We start from the raw sequence: 15,565 nt of genomic DNA on the forward strand, positions 1-15,565 counted from the left end.
GATCGGCACTAGGCATTTCGCTCCGCTCGACTATGGTGCCGCCGCCTTGGAACCTTATGCCGCCACCTTGCTGATCGCGATTGCCGCCGCTGCCGCCGCAGGCCGGCTATGCGTGCTGCTGCGCCCGCTGCTGGTGCGCTACGCGCTGGCCCGGCCCAATGCGCGCTCGAGCCATCGCGTCCCGACACCGCAGGGCGGCGGCATCGCGGTCCTGGCTGGCGCCTTCCTGGCGCTCGGGGCAGCTCTGCTGTTCCTGCCGATGCCGGTTGCCGCGCGCGATGCGCTGCTGCTGGTGATGGCCGCCTCCATCCTGCTCGCGATCGTCGGCGCCTGGGACGATATCAGGCCACTGCCGGCCTCGATCAGGCTGGTCCTGCAGGCACTTTGTGTCGGGCTGGTGCTGCTCTATGCCGCGCCGGAGATCAGGCTGTTCCCGGCCCTGCCTTTGCCGCTGGAACGGGCACTCGCACTCATCGCCGGGGTCTGGTTCGTCAATCTCACCAATTTCATGGACGGAATCGACTGGATCACCGTCATGGGCATCGTGCCGCTCGCCGGCGCGCTGGCCCTGGCGGGCATTGCCGGGCCGCTCGATCCGGCCAGCGGACTGCTGGCAGCGGCGCTGTTCGGCGGGCTCCTCGGCTTCGCGCCGTTCAACAAGCCGTCGGCGCGGCTCTTCCTCGGCGATGTCGGCTCGCTGCCGATTGGCCTCTTGACCGCCTATCTGCTCTATCGCCTCGCCGGCACCGGTGCCTTCACCGCCGCGCTGATCCTGCCGCTCTACCATGTGCTGGATGCGACGATCACGCTCATGCGACGGCTCGCGCGCGGCGAGAAAGTCTGGGAGGCGCATCGCTCGCATTTCTACCAGCAGGCGACGAGCAACGGCTATGGAGTCAGCGAGATCGTGGCGCAGGTGGCGCTGCTCAATCTCGGACTGGTCGCCCTGGCGGCGATGACCATCGCCTTCCCGAATGTCTGGGTGCAGTTCGCCGGATTGTTCGCGGCCTTGTTGCTGACCGGGATACTGCTGCGCCGCTTCTCGCGAAAGCGCTTCAGCCTTGCCGGCTGAACGGATCCTTGTCACCGGCGCGAGCGGCTTCATCGGGCCGCATGTCGTCGCGCGGCTGCGCGCGGAGAGCTATCCGATCCGCGTCACGCAGCGGCGCGACGCGCCCGTCCCCGAAGGCGTGGAGCGGATCGTCACCGGCGATCTCTCCGAGTCGACCGACTGGCGCGCGGCGCTGGCGGGGGTGAGCCATGTCGTCCATCTCGCCGGCCTCGCCCATGCCGGTCCGGGTCTCGATGAGGCGCTCTACCAGCGCATCAACACGCAGGCGACGCTGGAACTGGCCCAGGCGGCCCGGCTGGCCGGGGTTTCGCGCTTCGTCTACCTCTCCTCGATCAAGGCGCAGATCGGCGATGTCGACAGCGCCACGCTGAGCGAAAGCGACGAGCCCAGGCCCGACGATGCCTATGGCCGCTCCAAGCTCGCGGCCGAGCAGGGGCTCGCAGGGCTCGATCTCGACTGGATCGCGCTACGGCCAGTGCTGGTCTATGGACCGGGCGTGAAGGCCAACATGGCGGCGCTGCTCAAGCTCGCGCAATCGCCGTTGCCCCTGCCGCTCGGCAGCCTCAAGGCGCTGCGTTCGCTGGTTGCGGTCGAAAACCTGGCGGAGGCGATCGCCTTCGCGCTGACGCCGGCCTGCCCGGTGCGCCGCAGCTTCATCGTCGCCGATACCGAACCGGTCAGCGTGGCCGAGATGATCACGGCAATGCGCCAGGGGCTCGGGCGCGAGCCCGGCCTCTTGCCGGTTCCGGCCATGCTGCTGCGGCTGGCGGCGACGCTTCTCGGCCGCGGGGAGCTTTTCGCCAAGCTGAGCGGCGGGCTCGTCGCCCGGCCGAACGCCTTGCTCAGGGCCGGCTGGCAGCCGCCGGCAGAGACGGCTGAGGCGCTGGCGCGGCTAGCCGCTTCTGCTCACGCCGACTGAAATCCGGGATCGCCTCGTCGAGCACGGCTTCGGCCATGGCGCGGTCCTCGGCCTTTACCGCCGCCTCCAGCCGCGACTGCCAGCCCTGCATGCGCGCCCTGGCCGCGAAGCTCGGCTTGGCCGCCATGACGCCGTCGAGGCCGGTCTCGGCCATCGGCTCGTCATGGGCGAAGAGGATTTCGTTGAGGCGCTCGCCCGGACGCACGCCGGTGATGGCGATCTCGATATCGATATTGGGCTCATAGCCGGCCAGCCGGATCATGCGCTCGGCGAGGTCCATGATCTTCACCGGCTGCCCCATCTTCAGCACATAGACGGCGGCGCGCTCGGCCTCGGGCCCGTCGGCACGGGCATGGGAAGCGGCGGTCAGCACGAGGTCGCAGGCCTCGCGGATCGTCATGAAATAGCGGATCATCTCGGGGTCGGTCACGGTGACCGGCCCGCCGCGCTCGATCTGCGCCTTGAATTTCGGCACGACCGAGCCGACCGAGCCAAGCACATTGCCGAAGCGCACGGCGACGAGGCGCATGCCGGCCGCGGCCGCGACGAACTCGGCATCGCGCGATTGCGCATACATCTCGGCGAAGCGCTTGGTCGCGCCCAGCATCGAGACGGGCTCGATCGCCTTGTCGGTCGAGATCATCACGAAGATCTTGGCGCCGGCGGCAATGGCCGCGTCCGTGACGTTGATCGAGCCGAAGATATTGGTCTTGATGCCCTCGGCCCAATCGGCCTCGAGATAGGGGACATGCTTCAGCGCGGCGGCATGGATCACGATATCGGGGGCGAAGCCGGCAAAGAGCTGCGTCAGCCGGGCGCGATCGCGGACATCGGCGAGCGCGCCAGTGACCTTGGTCTCATGCCCATGTGCAGTGAGTTCCTCGGTGACCTTGAAGAGCGCCGGCTCGGAGCTTTCGACCACGAGCAGCTCGGCCGCGCCGAAGGCGGCGCAGCGCAGGCAGATTTCCGAGCCGATCGAGCCACCGCCGCCGGTCACGATGACTCGCTTGCCCTTGAGGAAATTGCCGAGGCGCTCGCGGTCGATCCTGACCGAGGGGCGCACCAGAAGATCCTCGATCTCCAGCGGCGCCAGCTCGGTATCGCGCGCGCCTTCGCCGAATGAATCGAGGCGCGAGATCGGCAATGCCAGTTTGCGCGTACGTGCGAGCCACTGGTCCGGCTCCGCCTCCGGCACGAGCGCGCTCGGAGTGGCGACGATGCGACGGAAAGGCTCGCCGCGCTCGGCCGCATCGGCCGCCACGGTCTCGATCTGCGAGAGCAGCCCGAGCACCGGCACGCCGCGGATCGACTGGCCGAGATCGTCGGCACGCGGCGAGAGGATACCGGCCGGCCGCAGCCGCCGCATCGTGCCGGTCTCCATGGCGCGGATGACCATCTCGACATCGGCGCCGCGACCGAGCACGAGCGCCGGCACGGCCGACTCGCGCACGGCGAGGTGCTTCGAGCGCGAATACTTGAAATAGCGATAGGCCAGCCGCGGGCCGCCGAGCAGGGCGATCTGCACCAGCCAGTAGAGGGCGATGGTGATCTTGCCGAAATAGAAGGAGCCGTAGATGTTCGGCGCGATCAGCACATAGTCGGCGACGAGCAGGGTCAGCGAGAGGATCGTCACCGCCTTGACGATGTTCGACAGGTCCGGCAGCGACGCGAAGCGCCATCTCGAGCGGTAGAGCTGGAAGAACCAGTAGACCGTGCCGGCATAGGCGATGAAAAGCGGCAGGAAGCTCGGCAAGTACTGCATGCGCTCGTCGAGCAGCAGGCCCTCGAAGCGCACGATGAAGACGAGCGGGATCGCCAGCGCGGTGACCACGAGGTCATGCGCGATGACGGCGAGCTTCTTCAGGTTCTGCTTGTTGATTGTGGCCATGCCCGCGGGGGTATCCCGCTCCCTTGACGGCTTGTCAACGCGGGGCCGTCGACGCCGATCGGCGAAATCTCAGGCGGGCGCCTTGGCCGCAGCCGCGGGCTGTTCCAGGCCGGCCATGACGAACTCGATGAATTCCTCGAGCGTCGGGCCGGGAATGCGCTCGCATTGCAGGATCAGAACGGGATGGTGGAAGCGGATCAGCGCGGTGCGGATGCAGCCCGTCGCCAGGTCCGGATCGATCTTGCGGAACTCGCCATTGTCGACGCCCTCGGCGATGACCCGGCGCAGCAGCGCATCGAAACGGGCGATATGGCCAAGGATCGCGTCCCAGCTCTCCTCCATCGCGGCGCAGACCATCTCCTGCATGCGCAGCTGATCGGCGAAGCGGCCGGAATTGACTCGGTGAACCAGCGCCAGAATGTCGCGCAGGCGGGAAGCGGCGCTGCGAGGCTGGGCGGCGACCGCCGCCATCTCCTCTTCGAGCTCGCCCTTGAAGCGCGCCAACACCGCCTCGTTGATCGATTTCTTCGAATCGAAGAAGCGGTAGACATTGGCCGGACTCATCCGCAGCGACTTGGCGATATCGGCCACGGTCGTCTTTTGGTAGCCGATGTCGCGGAAAAAGCGCTCTGCCGTATCGACGATGCTCTGCCGCGTGTCGCGCTCAGGGATGCTCAACTCAGGTTCCCGTTCATATGGTCGGCGGGTGACGGGTGGAATTGATCACTATGACGAATTTCATCAATCGTCAACACCATGGCGAATAAAGACTTTATCCCCAAGCTGCTGCCAATTCCTGTCGGAAGACCGTTGTCCTGACTACTACGTCAACACGAAACCGGCAATCTCGTTCCCGAGGTATTCGATCCGCGCCCAGGGTATAGTGAAGTCGAAGGGCGGCCAGTTTCAGACCGAGCGCGCATGGGCGAGCGCCAGGATCGCCGCGATGTCGAGATGCCGCTCGAGATGGGCGGCCAGCCGATCGAGCACCGCCTCCACCCCCGCTTCGTAATCCAGGGTCGACTCCAGAGCCCCGCCTGCAATCTGCGCCATACAGGCCCTCCGAACGGCATCGGAGGTAAACATGCCATGCAGATAGGTGCCGGCAACGCGCCCATCCGGGCTGGCCGCCCCGTCCTGGCGCGTGCCGATGCGAAACGGCGCGCGCGCCGTGTCGGGCCCTTCGCTACGGCCGAGATGGATCTCGTAGGCGCGGCCTGTCGCGCCGCTAGCGGGATGTTCGAACGCGACTTCGCGGACGGTCTTGCCCGGCTCCAGCACGGTTTCGATATCGAGCAGGCCGAGCCCCGGCGCCTCGCCTGCGGTACCTTCCAGGCCGAGCGGGTCCCGCACCACGCGGCCAAGGATCTGGTAGCCCCCGCACAGGCCCAGCACATGGCCGCCGCGGCGACGATGGGCGGCAATGTCGATATCCCAGCCCTCAGTGCGCAGGACGGCGAGATCGCGCATTGTCGTCTTCGAGCCGGGCAGGATGATCAGACCCGCATCGCCGGGCAGCGCCGTGCCGCGCCTGATCATGACGAGCTCGACCGCGTCCTCCTGCTTCAGCGGGTCGAGATCGTCGAAATTGGCGATGCCGGGCATTACGGGCACGGCGACCTTGAGCTTCGCACCCGGCTTGGGCGGGCCAGCCGCGAGATCGAGCCCATCCTCCGCGGGCAAGTGGATCGCCTCGTTGAACCAGGGCACAACGCCGAGGCAAGGCCAGCCCGTCGCCTGGGCGATGGTGTCGACGCCGGCCTTGAAGAGCGAGACTTCGCCGCGGAAGCGATTGATGGCGAAGGCGCGGATCATCGCGCGATCAGCCTCGTCGAGCACGGCATGGCTGCCGACCAGGCTGGCGATGACGCCGCCGCGGTCGATATCGCCCACGAGGATCGCAGGGACATTCGCGGCGCGGGCGAAACCGAGATTGGCGATGTCGCGGGCGCGCAGGTTGGTCTCGGCCGGCGAGCCGGCGCCCTCGACCAGCACGAGGTCGGCCTCGTCGGATAAGCGCTCGAAGCTCTCCAGCACTTGCGGCAGGAAATCGCCGCGCCGGGTGAAGTCGCCGGAGGCGAGATGGCCGGCGACGCGGCCCTGCAGGATGATCTGGCTCCCGGTGTCGCTCTCGGGCTTGAGCAGCACAGGATTCATGTCGACATGGGGCGCAACGCGTGCGGCGCGCGCCTGCAGGGCCTGGGCCCGGCCGATCTCGCCAAAAGCGGTCGCGGCGGCATTGTTCGACATGTTCTGCGGCTTGAAAGGACGCACCTTCAACCCGCGATCGGCAAAAAGTCGGCAGAGACCGGCGACGAGCAGCGACTTGCCGACATTCGAGCCGGTGCCGAGAAGCATCAGGGCGGGGGTGGGTCTGCGCTCGGCCATGCAGCCTGATTAGGCGGCGCCCCCGGTGCGGGCAAGCGATGGCGGGAGGCAAAAACAGTTCACCGGCTCACGGCGCGGTCCGCAGTTCCAAAGGGGCGAAGAAACCGCAGGCGCATCCGTGAACCGGCTGAAGGGAGATAAGCATTGATCGCTGATGAATGTCAACATTCATCAGTCCATATATTTTTGGGGGGTTGGCCATGCCGCTGATGCGTGCGCCGAGCCGCTCGACGTGCTAGGGCCGGATGTCACCAGGCTGGCGTCGCCCAGCGACTCCAGCCTGGTGACTGAATCCGCCTCTCAACCAAGCGCAAGAGCGTGATGTCGTCCGAAAACCGCTTCGCATTTTTCGGCATCATGCCCTGAGGCCCGGCCTCACTCGCAGCTGAACCAGACAAAATTGCGATGAACCCGATCTTCTCCGCCCTTCAGACCAGCGTGTTCGAAGTGATGTCGCGGCTCGCGCGCGAAACCGGCGCGGTCAATCTCGGCCAGGGCTTTCCCGATGATCCCGGCCCGCTCGACGTGCGGCAGAAAGCCGCCGACGCGGTGGTCAATGGCTGGAACCAGTATCCGCCGATGATGGGCCTCCCCGAGCTGCGGCAGGCGGCGGCCGCGCATTTCAGGCATTGGCAGGGGCTCGATCTCGACCCCGACAGCGAAGTGATGATCACCTCCGGCGCGACCGAGGCGATCGCCGGGGCTCTGATGGCGCTGATCACGCCCGGCGACGAGGTCGTGCTGTTCGAGCCGATGTACGACGCCTATGTGCCGCTGGTGCGACGGGCCGGCGGCATCCCGAAATTCGTGACGCTGACCCCGCCGGCCTTCGGGCTGACCGAGGAGGCACTCGCCAAGGCCTTCTCGCCGAAGACGAGGGTCGTGCTGTTCAACAACCCGCTGAACCCGACCGCGACGATCTTCAGCGAGGCCGATCTCGACCTGCTCGCCGATTTCTGCATCCGGCACGACGCGGTCGCGATCTGCGACGAGGTCTGGGAGCATGTCGTCTTCGACGGCCACCGCCATAAGCCCATGCTGGCCCGGCCGGGCATGCGCGAGCGCACGGTGAAGATCTCCTCGGCCGGCAAGATCTTCTCGCTGACCGGCTGGAAGGTCGGGATGGTGATGGCGGCGCCGAACCTGATGAAGGTGCTGGCCAAGGCGCATCAGTACATCACCTTCACCACGCCGCCGAACCTGCAGGCGGCGGTCGCCTATGGCCTTGGCAAGGACGATTCCTATTTCGAGGGCATGCGAGCCGATTTCCAGCGCTCGCGCGACCGATTCGCCGGCGGACTGAAAGGCCTCGGCTTCAGCGTGCTGCCGAGCGTCGGCACCTATTTCCTCAATGTCGACATCGCCCCGCTCGGCGAGAGCGACGATGTCGCCTTTTGCCAGCGGCTGGTGACGGAGAACGGCGTCGCGGCGATTCCGGTCAGTGCCTTTTACGCCGAGGGCGCCGTCAAGAATGTCGTGCGCTTCTGCTTCGCCAAGCATGACGCGACGCTGGATGCAGCGCTGGAGCGGCTGGCAGCCTGGAAAAAGGCGGCCTGACGGTGAACCGGTGCCCGCTTCGCTCGAAAAGGCTCTAATTCTTTCGCAACTGCTGGATCAGCGTGCCGGCCTCGACCAGCCGCGGCTCGAAGCGCTTGGCAACCGCTGCCTGGCCGAGCGCGCGAAAGGTCTCGATCGCGACCATCAAATCGGCGGCAGCCTTCTCCGCCAACGCACGGTCGGATAGGCGCGAGGCGAGCTGCGACAGCGCGACGGCCCGGCCTGCCGTCGTCTCGGCCCAGAGACCCGGCACCATGTCACGCCGCCGTTCCTCCAGCGCCGCATCGAAGGCCGCGACGGCCTCCTCCAGCACGACCGGCTCGCGATAATGCGCCGCCAGCGCGAAGAGCGCGAATCCGATGCGATCCTGGACCGCGGCCCAGTCGAGCGGGACGGACTCGCGCGTCCAGTCGTCGAGGACGAATTTGAAGCAGTTCACCGCCGCCTCGAGCGCCAAGGCGCCATGGGCACGCAGCCCGAGCGCGACATAGGCCTTGCCGAGCTCGCATTGCAGCCGGGTCCATTCCCGCGGCATCTCGGCGCGCTTCATGCCCGATAGCGCCGCCTTGAAGGCAGTGACGCTGTCCTCGAGGAGCGCGGCGTCGTCCTCACGCTCGCCGAGCCGGGCCAGGACCTCGCCGAGTCGGCTCTGGATGCCCGCCCATAGGCCGGGCGCGTGCTCCTGCCGCAGGTCTTCCAGCGTGGCGCGATAGATCGCGGCCGAGTCCCGCAGCAGCGCGGGATCACCCTCGAGATGCCAGATGCCGGTCAGCGAGCGCGCCAGCCGCAGCTGTGTCTCGGCCCAGGGCACGGTCTGATCGAAATTGTCGAGCTTGGCCAGCATGGCGCGCAACTGGGTGATCGCCGCGGTGAAACCCGTGCGATCGCGGAAATCAGCACCGATCCGCGCCAGCGCATCGGCCTGCCGCAAGCTATAGGCATGGCCTTGCCCGGCACCGGCGGAATTGGCGATGAGCGCCGCCTCGGCGAAACGCTCAGCGCCGTCGCGATAGGCTTGCGGATGCAGCCGCAGCATGGCGACCGTACCACGATCGGCGCGGCCGGCGGCGGCGGCCAGGAGCCGCTCCGGAGAAATCTTGTCGTGCCCGGCCGAGCTGTCGAGATTGCGCTGCTCGGCCTGGGCGAGCGCGCGGTCCGCCTCGGCGAACCGGCCCTCCGCCAGCGCGGCTGCGGCCAATATACGGAGCCGGTCGAATTCGGCATCGATGCCGGAGGGTTTCGACAGGCGGGCGCGCAGGGCCTGGGATTCCCCGGCCTTGCGCAGCAGATCATGTTCGATGCGGCTGAAATCCGGCTTGCCGGAGGCCTGCCCCATCGAGGCGAGCACGCCGAGCAGCAGCGCGGGGGACACGCCCTCGCGCCGCGACACCCGCGCCAGAATGGCGGAGAGATTCGGATCGATGCTCAAGAGATCTCCACGTCAAGGCGCGCTTCAGCGCGCGGCGATGACCGCGATCTCGACGGTGAACTGCGGCGCCGCGAGCTTGGCCTCGACCGTGGCGCGGCCGGGGGTCTGGCCCTCGAGGACCCACTTGTCCCAGACGCCGTTCATCTCGGCGAAGGTCGACATGTCCGACAGCCAGATATTGACCATCAGCAGCTTGCTCTTGTCAGTACCGGCCTGGGCCAGCAGACCGTCGATGATGCCGAGAATGTCGGCGGTCTGCTCGGCGACGCTCTTGCCGGCGGCCTTATCGGCAACCTGACCGGCGAGATAGACGGTGTCGCCGTGGACGACGGCCTTGGACATGCGGGGGCCGACACCGATGCGCTGAATGCTCATGATCAAGTCTCCTCAAGGTGGGGATTGCTGGTAGCCCGAGACATCGAGACGCGCAAATGCGCGGCGCGATAAAGTCGCGCTGGATCCCAGGTTCAGGATGCAGCAGCCCAGCCGGCCCAGATCGCCGCATAGCGCCCCGCCTTGCCGACCAGCACCAGTACGATGAAGCGGCCGAGCGGATAGTTCAGGGTGCCGGCGACCACGGTCAGCGGATCACCGCCGATCGGCAGCCAGGCGAAGAGCAGCGCTGGCCAGCCGAAGCGGCCGAACAAGGTCTGGGCGCGCGTCAGCTTGTCCGGATCGGGCCGCAGCCGCGCCGGCAGCCGATCAAGCCCACCGCGCGCGATCAGCCGGCCGATCCACCAATTGAGGACGGAGCCGGCCGTGTTGGCGAGGCTGGCGGTAAGGAAGAGCGCCAGCGGATCGACGCTTTTCGCAGCGAGCAGCCCGAGGAAGACCGCTTCCGACTGCGCTGGCAGGATGGTCGCCGCAACGAAGGCCGCGCCCGCCATCAGGGCGAGCGAGCTGAGGGCTTCCATTCAGAGCCGCCGCAGCGACACTTGCTGGATGCGGTGGCTCGCGCCCTTGGTCAGGATCAGGCTGGCGCGCTGGCGCGTCGGCAAGATGTTCTCGATCAGGTTCGGCAGGTTGATGCCGGTCCAGAGATTCTCGGCGATCGAGAGCGCCTCCTCCTCGCCGATCTCGGCATATTTGCGGAAGAAGGAGCGCGGGTCGCGGAAAGCGGTCTGGCGCAGCGTCATGAAGCGGTTGACGTACCAGCGATGCAGGTCGTCCTCATGCGCGTCGAGATAGACCGAGAAATCGAAATAATCGGAGACGAAGGGGATGAGCTTGCCGTCCTTCGGCATGCGATGGTTCGGCTGCAGGACGTTCAAGCCCTCGAGGATCAGGATGTCCGGTCGCTCGACCGTGACCTGCTCGCCCGGCACGACATCGTAGACGAGATGCGAATAGACCGGGGCCGCGACCGAAGGCTTGCCGGCTTTCACATCGGAGAGGAAGCGCAGGATTGCAGCGCTGTCATAGCTCTCCGGAAAGCCCTTGCGCTGCATCAGCCCGCGCCGCTCGAGCTCGGCATTGGGCAGCAGGAAGCCGTCGGTGGTGACGAGCTCGACCTTGGGCGTGTTCGGCCAGCGCGAGAGCAGCGCCTTCAGCACGCGCGCCGTCGTCGACTTGCCGACGGCGACGGAGCCGGCGACGCCGATGACATAGGGTACCTTCGCTTCGGCCTCGGCCAGCAGGAAGCGCTGCGTCGCCTTGAACAGCCCTTGCGTCGCGGCGACGTAGAGCGAGAGCAGGCGTGAAAGCGGCAGGTAGATCGCCACGATCTCGTCGATCGAGATCGGATCGTTCAGCGATTGCAGCTTGACGAGATCGTCGACCGATAGCGTCAGCGGCGCATCGGCGCGCAGATGCGCCCATTCGTCCCGCGTGAAGGTCCGGTAGGGCGAGACCAGATCCGGATCGACCGGGGCCGGGATAAGACGCTGGTCCATACTGACGCGACCCGCATTCCAGACTTCGACATTCAAGGCTTGAACTTCCTCGAACTAGGGCTTCCGTGCCGCTTTTTCAGCCAGGCCTGACCGTGCGGTGCGGGCCTCAAGCTGGCTTAACACATCCTGCAATGCAACATCGCGCGATAATAGCACAACCAAGAGATGATAGAGCAGGTCTGCGCTTTCGGCGATCAGCTCCTCACGATCGCCCTTAACGGCGGCGATGACGGCCTCGACTGCCTCTTCGCCGAGCTTCTTGGCGGCCCGCTCCGGACCGGCGGCGATCAGCTTGGCTGTCCAGGATTCCTCGGGTGAGGCTTTCGCGCGCGCAGCAACGATCGTTTCGAGATCGGCGAGGGTGAAGGTGGTCATATTATGAGCCTTAGTACCAGAGCTTACCGAAGACCGAAAAATCAATATCGTACTCACGATCGCGGCTTCCGGCCCACGACCGCGTTACGACATGATGATCCCCCACCGGGACATCTTTCAGTAGATCAAATCTGACAGAATCAAAAAATCCGCTTTGAACCCAGTTTTTATCTTTTGAGACCCAATAGATAATGAATTCTTCTGACATCACATTATCGATAAAATATAGAGCGTGCTCAAAATCCCCATCGTCCCCGCTAAAATGATGGTGGAAATACTCTGAAGCCCAGACCGTCATTTCGTCGCGATCGGTGACGATGATGATGGGACCAATCGGATTTTCGTTTGGAATCCTGACTTCCAAAGCCTTGTGCGAAGTACCTTCGATCTCGATCGCTGTCGCATGCGCGAGCCAAGCTGGCCGGTGCTTCGAGATCAGGCGCGCAACTGACCGGCTATACTCACTCAGCTCGTTAACGTGCAGGCTGAGCACCGCTCAATCCAGCCGCATCGCCAGGCCGGCCTCGGCCATATGCGCCTTCGCCTCGGCAATCGTGTAGGTGCCGAAATGGAAGATCGAGGCGGCGAGCACGGCGCTGGCCCGGCCCTCGCGCACGCCCGCAACGAGATCGTCGAGATCGCCGACGCCGCCCGACGCGATCACCGGAACCGAAACGGCATCGGCGATGCGCTGGGTCAGGCCGAGATCGTAGCCGGACTTGGTGCCGTCGCGGTCCATCGAGGTCACCAGCAATTCACCGGCGCCGAGCGAGACGACCTCGCGGGCGAAGGCGACGGCCTCGAGACCGGTGGCATTGCGCCCTCCATGGGTGAAGATCTCCCAGCGTCCGGGCGAGACCTGCTTGGCATCGATGGCGACGACGATGCACTGGTCGCCGAATTTTTCGGCCGCTTCCTTGACGAAACCGCGATTCGTCACGGCTGCCGTGTTGATCGAGACCTTGTCGGCCCCGGCGAGCAGCAGCGCGCGGATATCCTCGACCTTGCGCACGCCGCCGCCCACGGTGAGCGGCATGAAGCAGGCCTCGGCCGTGCGCGTGACGACATCGAGCAGGATGCCGCGGTCCTCATGGCTCGCGGTGATGTCGAGGAAGCAGAGTTCGTCGGCGCCGGCGGCGTCATAGGCCTTGGCGGCCTCGACCGGATCGCCGGCATCGACGAGATCGAGGAACTTCACGCCCTTGACGACACGGCCGTCCTTGACGTCGAGGCAGGGGATGATGCGGGTCTTCAGGGTCATGACGGGCTCTGGAACGACTTTCTCCGCGCCGTGCGGCGCGAGGCGGCGCAACCTAGAGCATTGCGCGCCAAAGTGAAATCGCGGAGCGATACGGCAGCGATGCATGGTGCGAACGCCCGGCTCGCCCTGCCATCGGTTGATCCCGATCCGCGGCCCTGCTCTGCTGCGATCGCCGCAAAAACGACCGGCCAAGGGGGCTTCCATGACGACCACGACCATTCGCGCCGGCCTGACGGCGGCTTTCGCCATCGTTCTCGGCCTCGGCACGGCCCGAGCCCAGGCACCTGCCAGCCAGCTCGACGCGATCCAGAGCGCGGGCGTGATCAGGATCTGCACCACGGGAGACTACAAGCCGTTCACCAATGCCGTCGGCGAGAGCTACGAAGGCATCGACATCGAGATGGCGAAGTCGCTGGCCAAGGCGATCGGCGTCGAGCCGCGCTTCGTGCGGACCAAATGGGCCGAGCTGATCGCCGATTTCACCGGCGGCAAATGCGATGTCGCGATGGGCGGCATCGGCGTCACGCTCGAGCGCCAGAAGCGCGTGTTCTATTCGACACCGGCGCTGGCGACCGGCAAGGTGCCGCTGGCGCGCTGCTCGGACAAGGAGAAGTTCCAGAGCGTCGCCGACATCGACAAGGCGGGCGTCACTGCGATCGCCAATCCCGGCGGAACCAACGAGCGCTTCGCCCGGACGAATTTCAAGCAGGCGAAGATCCAGCTGCACGGCGACAACGTCACGATCTTCGACGAGATCCTGGCCGGCCGGGCCGACGTCTTCGTCACGGAGGCGATCGAGGCGACAGTCCAGGAGAAGCTGAAGCCGGGCCTGTGCGCGATCAATGTCGACAAGCCGCTGACCTTCATCGAGATCGGCTATCTGCTGCCGCGCGGCGACGTGGTCTTCAAGGCCTTCGTCGACCAATGGCTGCATCTTGCCAAGCAGACCGGCGAGTACAAGCGCTATTACGATCAGTACCTGCGCTGAGGCGGCGGGGCGCTCGCAGCCGGATTGATCGGCGGCATGTTCCCTGCTCTCCTACGCGCCATAACAAAAGCCGAGGGGTTTCCATGACGACCAAGACGACATTCCACGGGCTCAAACTGGCGGCCCTGAGCCTGGCCGCCGGGCTCGGCCTGACCGCAGCCGCGCTGGCGCAGACGGCCGCCCCGGCGAGCCAGCTCGACACCATCCAGAGCCGCGGCCATCTGCTGATCTGCACGACCGGCGACTACAAGCCGTTCACGCTGGCGAAGGATGGCGGCTACGAGGGCATCGATATCGAGCTCGGCAAGTCGCTTGCCAAGGCGATCGGCGTCGAGCCGCGCTTCGTCGCCACCAAATGGGGCGACCTGCTGAACGACTTCACCTCGGGCAAATGCGACATCGCCATGGGCGGCATCTCGGTGACGCTCGACCGGCAGAAGCGCGCCTTCTTCTCGACGCCCTACATGGTCAACGGCAAGGCGCCGATCGCGCGCTGCGCCGACAAGGACAAGTTCCAGACGATCGCCGATATCGACAAGCCGGAGACGCGCGTCATCGTCAATCCCGGCGGCACCAACGAGCGTTTCGCCCGCGCCAATTTCAAGCAGGCCAAGATCGAGGTCTACCCCGACAACGTCACGATCTTCGCGCAGATCCTCGCCGGCAAGGCCGACATCATGGTGGCGGAGTCGATCGAGACCAAGGTGCAGGAGAAGGCCAATCCCGGACTCTGCGCCATCAATCCCGACGAGCCACTGCAATTCGGCGAGATGGGCTATCTGCTGCCGCGGGGCGACATGACCTTCAAGGCCTTCGTCGACCAGTGGCTGCACCTCGCCAAGGCGACCGGCGAGTTCGGCAAGATCTACGACCAGTTCGTGCGCTGAGGCGCCGTCCGACCGACATGCGATCGCGGGCCCGCCTCGCGATCGTTTCACGCAACAGCCATCAAGCTCCGCATAAGGTCCAGCTGCGATCTACTCGCCAGAGGGGGACCGATCATGTGTGAGAATTGCCTGACCACGTTTACCGCGCGTTCGCGCCGCAGTTTCCTGAAGGGCGCGGCCGGGCTTGCCTTTGCTGGCTATGCCGGCTCGGCTTTTGCGCAATCCACCACGCCGGCTCAGCCGGTGGCCGGCGAGGCGGCCCTGAAGCGCCTCACCGAGGGCAATGCGCGCTACGCCGCCAATCAGCCGAGGGAACGCGATTTCTCGGCCGGGCGCGCGGCGCGGGCGCAATCGCAATATCCCTTCGCCTCGATCCTGAGCTGCGCCGATTCCCGCGTCGCGCCCGAGCTCGCCTTCGACCAGGGGCCGGGCGACCTCTTCGTCGTCCGTGTCGCCGGCAATTTCGTCAATGAGGATGGGCTGGCGAGCTTGGAATATGGCGCGCAGGTGCTCGGATCGCAGCTCATTCTCGTGCTCGGCCATACCGGCTGCGGCGCGGTCGCGGCGACGATCGATGTGGTCAAGAACAACACCAAGCTGCCCGGGCATCTGCCCTCGCTGATCGGCGCCATCCGCCCGGCCGTGCTCGAAGCTCAGAAGGAGTCTCCGGCCGACCTGTTGAAGGCCGCGACCATCGCCAATGTCAGGTTCAACGTCGAGTCGCTGAAGCGGGCGAAGCCGGTCCTGGCGCAGCGCATGGCCGAGAAGAAGCTCGTGGTCGCCGGCGGGGTCTACGATCTTGCGACCGGCAAGGTCGAGCTGGTCTGAGCGGCAAGCGACGGGCTGCAACACGAGCCCTCAGCCTGAGGAGCAGCCTCGAAGGATGCGGGGCTCGGAACTCCCGCGGCC

16 protein-coding genes are annotated in these 15,565 nt (G+C 66.1%); 6 read left to right on the plus strand and 10 right to left on the minus strand.

Going from position 1 to position 15,565, the window contains the following annotated elements; all coding sequences use genetic code 11:
- Nucleotides 1–46 precede the first annotated feature (46 nt).
- Entirely contained in the window at nucleotides 47–1,072 is a 1,026-nt protein-coding gene (locus EV560_RS09035; protein ID WP_248311946.1) for an MraY family glycosyltransferase, read from the plus strand.
- The gene (locus EV560_RS09040; protein WP_131855394.1) at nucleotides 1,062–1,991 is read left to right on the plus strand and encodes an NAD-dependent epimerase/dehydratase family protein; all 930 of its coding nucleotides are present in this window, start codon (nucleotides 1,062–1,064) and stop codon (nucleotides 1,989–1,991) included. The genes EV560_RS09035 and EV560_RS09040 overlap by 11 nt, the downstream gene beginning before the upstream one ends.
- Here EV560_RS09040 and EV560_RS09045 read toward each other — a convergent pair.
- From EV560_RS09045 to EV560_RS09055, 3 genes are all read right to left on the minus strand, one after another.
- Entirely contained in the window at nucleotides 1,915–3,870 is a 1,956-nt protein-coding gene (locus EV560_RS09045) for a nucleoside-diphosphate sugar epimerase/dehydratase (protein ID WP_131855514.1), read from the minus strand. The two genes, EV560_RS09040 and EV560_RS09045, sit on opposite strands and share 77 nt — an antisense overlap.
- A 78-nt stretch (nucleotides 3,871–3,948) precedes the next feature.
- A complete protein-coding gene (locus EV560_RS09050; RefSeq protein ID WP_131855395.1) occupies nucleotides 3,949–4,557 on the minus strand; it encodes a TetR/AcrR family transcriptional regulator in 609 nt (202 codons plus the stop codon).
- A 228-nt stretch (nucleotides 4,558–4,785) separates the two neighbouring features.
- Complete coding sequence (locus tag EV560_RS09055) at nucleotides 4,786–6,267, minus strand: cobyric acid synthase (RefSeq protein WP_248311947.1); 1,482 nt, start codon at nucleotides 6,265–6,267, stop codon at nucleotides 4,786–4,788.
- A gap of 405 nt (nucleotides 6,268–6,672) precedes the next feature.
- Here EV560_RS09055 and EV560_RS09060 point away from each other — a divergent pair, with 405 nt between their 5' ends.
- Nucleotides 6,673–7,824 carry an aminotransferase gene (locus EV560_RS09060; RefSeq protein ID WP_131855396.1) on the plus strand — a complete coding sequence of 384 codons (1,152 nt, stop codon included), beginning with the start codon at nucleotides 6,673–6,675 and terminating at the stop codon, nucleotides 7,822–7,824.
- Nucleotides 7,825–7,858: 34 nt separating this feature from the next.
- Here EV560_RS09060 and EV560_RS09065 read toward each other — a convergent pair whose 3' ends face one another.
- The 7 genes from EV560_RS09065 to hisF form a co-directional block, all read right to left on the minus strand.
- A complete protein-coding gene (locus EV560_RS09065; RefSeq protein ID WP_131855397.1) occupies nucleotides 7,859–9,253 on the minus strand; it encodes a hypothetical protein in 1,395 nt (464 codons plus the stop codon).
- 24 nt (nucleotides 9,254–9,277) lie between these two features.
- Nucleotides 9,278–9,628 carry a RidA family protein gene (locus EV560_RS09070; RefSeq protein ID WP_131855398.1) on the minus strand — a complete coding sequence of 117 codons (351 nt, stop codon included), beginning with the start codon at nucleotides 9,626–9,628 and terminating at the stop codon, nucleotides 9,278–9,280.
- 92 nt (nucleotides 9,629–9,720) lie between these two features.
- Entirely contained in the window at nucleotides 9,721–10,167 is a 447-nt protein-coding gene (locus EV560_RS09075; protein ID WP_131855399.1) for a YqaA family protein, read from the minus strand.
- Nucleotides 10,168–11,145, minus strand: coding sequence for a type I pantothenate kinase (gene coaA / locus EV560_RS09080; protein ID WP_131855400.1), 978 nt, complete (start codon nucleotides 11,143–11,145; stop codon nucleotides 10,168–10,170).
- A gap of 54 nt (nucleotides 11,146–11,199) precedes the next feature.
- Nucleotides 11,200–11,520, minus strand: coding sequence for a phosphoribosyl-ATP diphosphatase (locus EV560_RS09085; RefSeq protein ID WP_131855401.1), 321 nt, complete (start codon nucleotides 11,518–11,520; stop codon nucleotides 11,200–11,202).
- A gap of 10 nt (nucleotides 11,521–11,530) precedes the next feature.
- Nucleotides 11,531–12,013: a hypothetical protein gene (locus EV560_RS09090; protein ID WP_131855402.1), complete on the minus strand. Its 483-nt coding sequence runs from the start codon at nucleotides 12,011–12,013 to the stop codon at nucleotides 11,531–11,533.
- Between the two features lie 3 nt (nucleotides 12,014–12,016).
- A complete protein-coding gene (hisF, locus tag EV560_RS09095) occupies nucleotides 12,017–12,781 on the minus strand; it encodes an imidazole glycerol phosphate synthase subunit HisF (RefSeq protein ID WP_131855403.1) in 765 nt (254 codons plus the stop codon).
- A gap of 202 nt (nucleotides 12,782–12,983) precedes the next feature.
- Here hisF and EV560_RS09100 point away from each other — a divergent pair, with 202 nt between their 5' ends.
- The 3 genes from EV560_RS09100 to EV560_RS09110 all read left to right on the plus strand — a co-directional run bounded on the left by EV560_RS09100 (nucleotide 12,984) and on the right by EV560_RS09110 (nucleotide 15,484).
- A complete protein-coding gene (locus EV560_RS09100) occupies nucleotides 12,984–13,769 on the plus strand; it encodes a transporter substrate-binding domain-containing protein (protein WP_131855404.1) in 786 nt (261 codons plus the stop codon).
- A gap of 83 nt (nucleotides 13,770–13,852) precedes the next feature.
- Entirely contained in the window at nucleotides 13,853–14,656 is an 804-nt protein-coding gene (locus EV560_RS09105; RefSeq protein WP_131855405.1) for a transporter substrate-binding domain-containing protein, read from the plus strand.
- Between the two features lie 114 nt (nucleotides 14,657–14,770).
- Nucleotides 14,771–15,484 carry a carbonic anhydrase gene (locus EV560_RS09110; protein WP_131855406.1) on the plus strand — a complete coding sequence of 238 codons (714 nt, stop codon included), beginning with the start codon at nucleotides 14,771–14,773 and terminating at the stop codon, nucleotides 15,482–15,484.
- Nucleotides 15,485–15,565 lie beyond the last annotated feature (81 nt).

This window comes from Allobosea sp. BK604, assembly GCF_004341515.1.
Lineage (GTDB): Bacteria > Pseudomonadota > Alphaproteobacteria > Rhizobiales > Beijerinckiaceae > Allobosea.

What these genes read in the sequence shown, in the direction of transcription:
- EV560_RS09055 (WP_248311947.1), bottom strand. Translation starts at nt 6,267, where the DNA reads ATGGCCGAGCGCAGACCCACCCCCGCCCTGATGCTTCTCGGCACCGGC.
- EV560_RS09060 (WP_131855396.1), top strand. Translation starts at nt 6,673, where the DNA reads ATGAACCCGATCTTCTCCGCCCTTCAGACCAGCGTGTTCGAAGTGATG.
- EV560_RS09070 (WP_131855398.1), bottom strand. Translation starts at nt 9,628, where the DNA reads ATGAGCATTCAGCGCATCGGTGTCGGCCCCCGCATGTCCAAGGCCGTC.
- EV560_RS09075 (WP_131855399.1), bottom strand. Translation starts at nt 10,167, where the DNA reads ATGGAAGCCCTCAGCTCGCTCGCCCTGATGGCGGGCGCGGCCTTCGTT.
- coaA (WP_131855400.1), bottom strand. Translation starts at nt 11,145, where the DNA reads ATGGACCAGCGTCTTATCCCGGCCCCGGTCGATCCGGATCTGGTCTCG.
- EV560_RS09085 (WP_131855401.1), bottom strand. Translation starts at nt 11,520, where the DNA reads ATGACCACCTTCACCCTCGCCGATCTCGAAACGATCGTTGCTGCGCGC.
- hisF (WP_131855403.1), bottom strand. Translation starts at nt 12,781, where the DNA reads ATGACCCTGAAGACCCGCATCATCCCCTGCCTCGACGTCAAGGACGGC.
- EV560_RS09100 (WP_131855404.1), top strand. Translation starts at nt 12,984, where the DNA reads ATGACGACCACGACCATTCGCGCCGGCCTGACGGCGGCTTTCGCCATC.
- EV560_RS09105 (WP_131855405.1), top strand. Translation starts at nt 13,853, where the DNA reads ATGACGACCAAGACGACATTCCACGGGCTCAAACTGGCGGCCCTGAGC.
- EV560_RS09110 (WP_131855406.1), top strand. Translation starts at nt 14,771, where the DNA reads ATGTGTGAGAATTGCCTGACCACGTTTACCGCGCGTTCGCGCCGCAGT.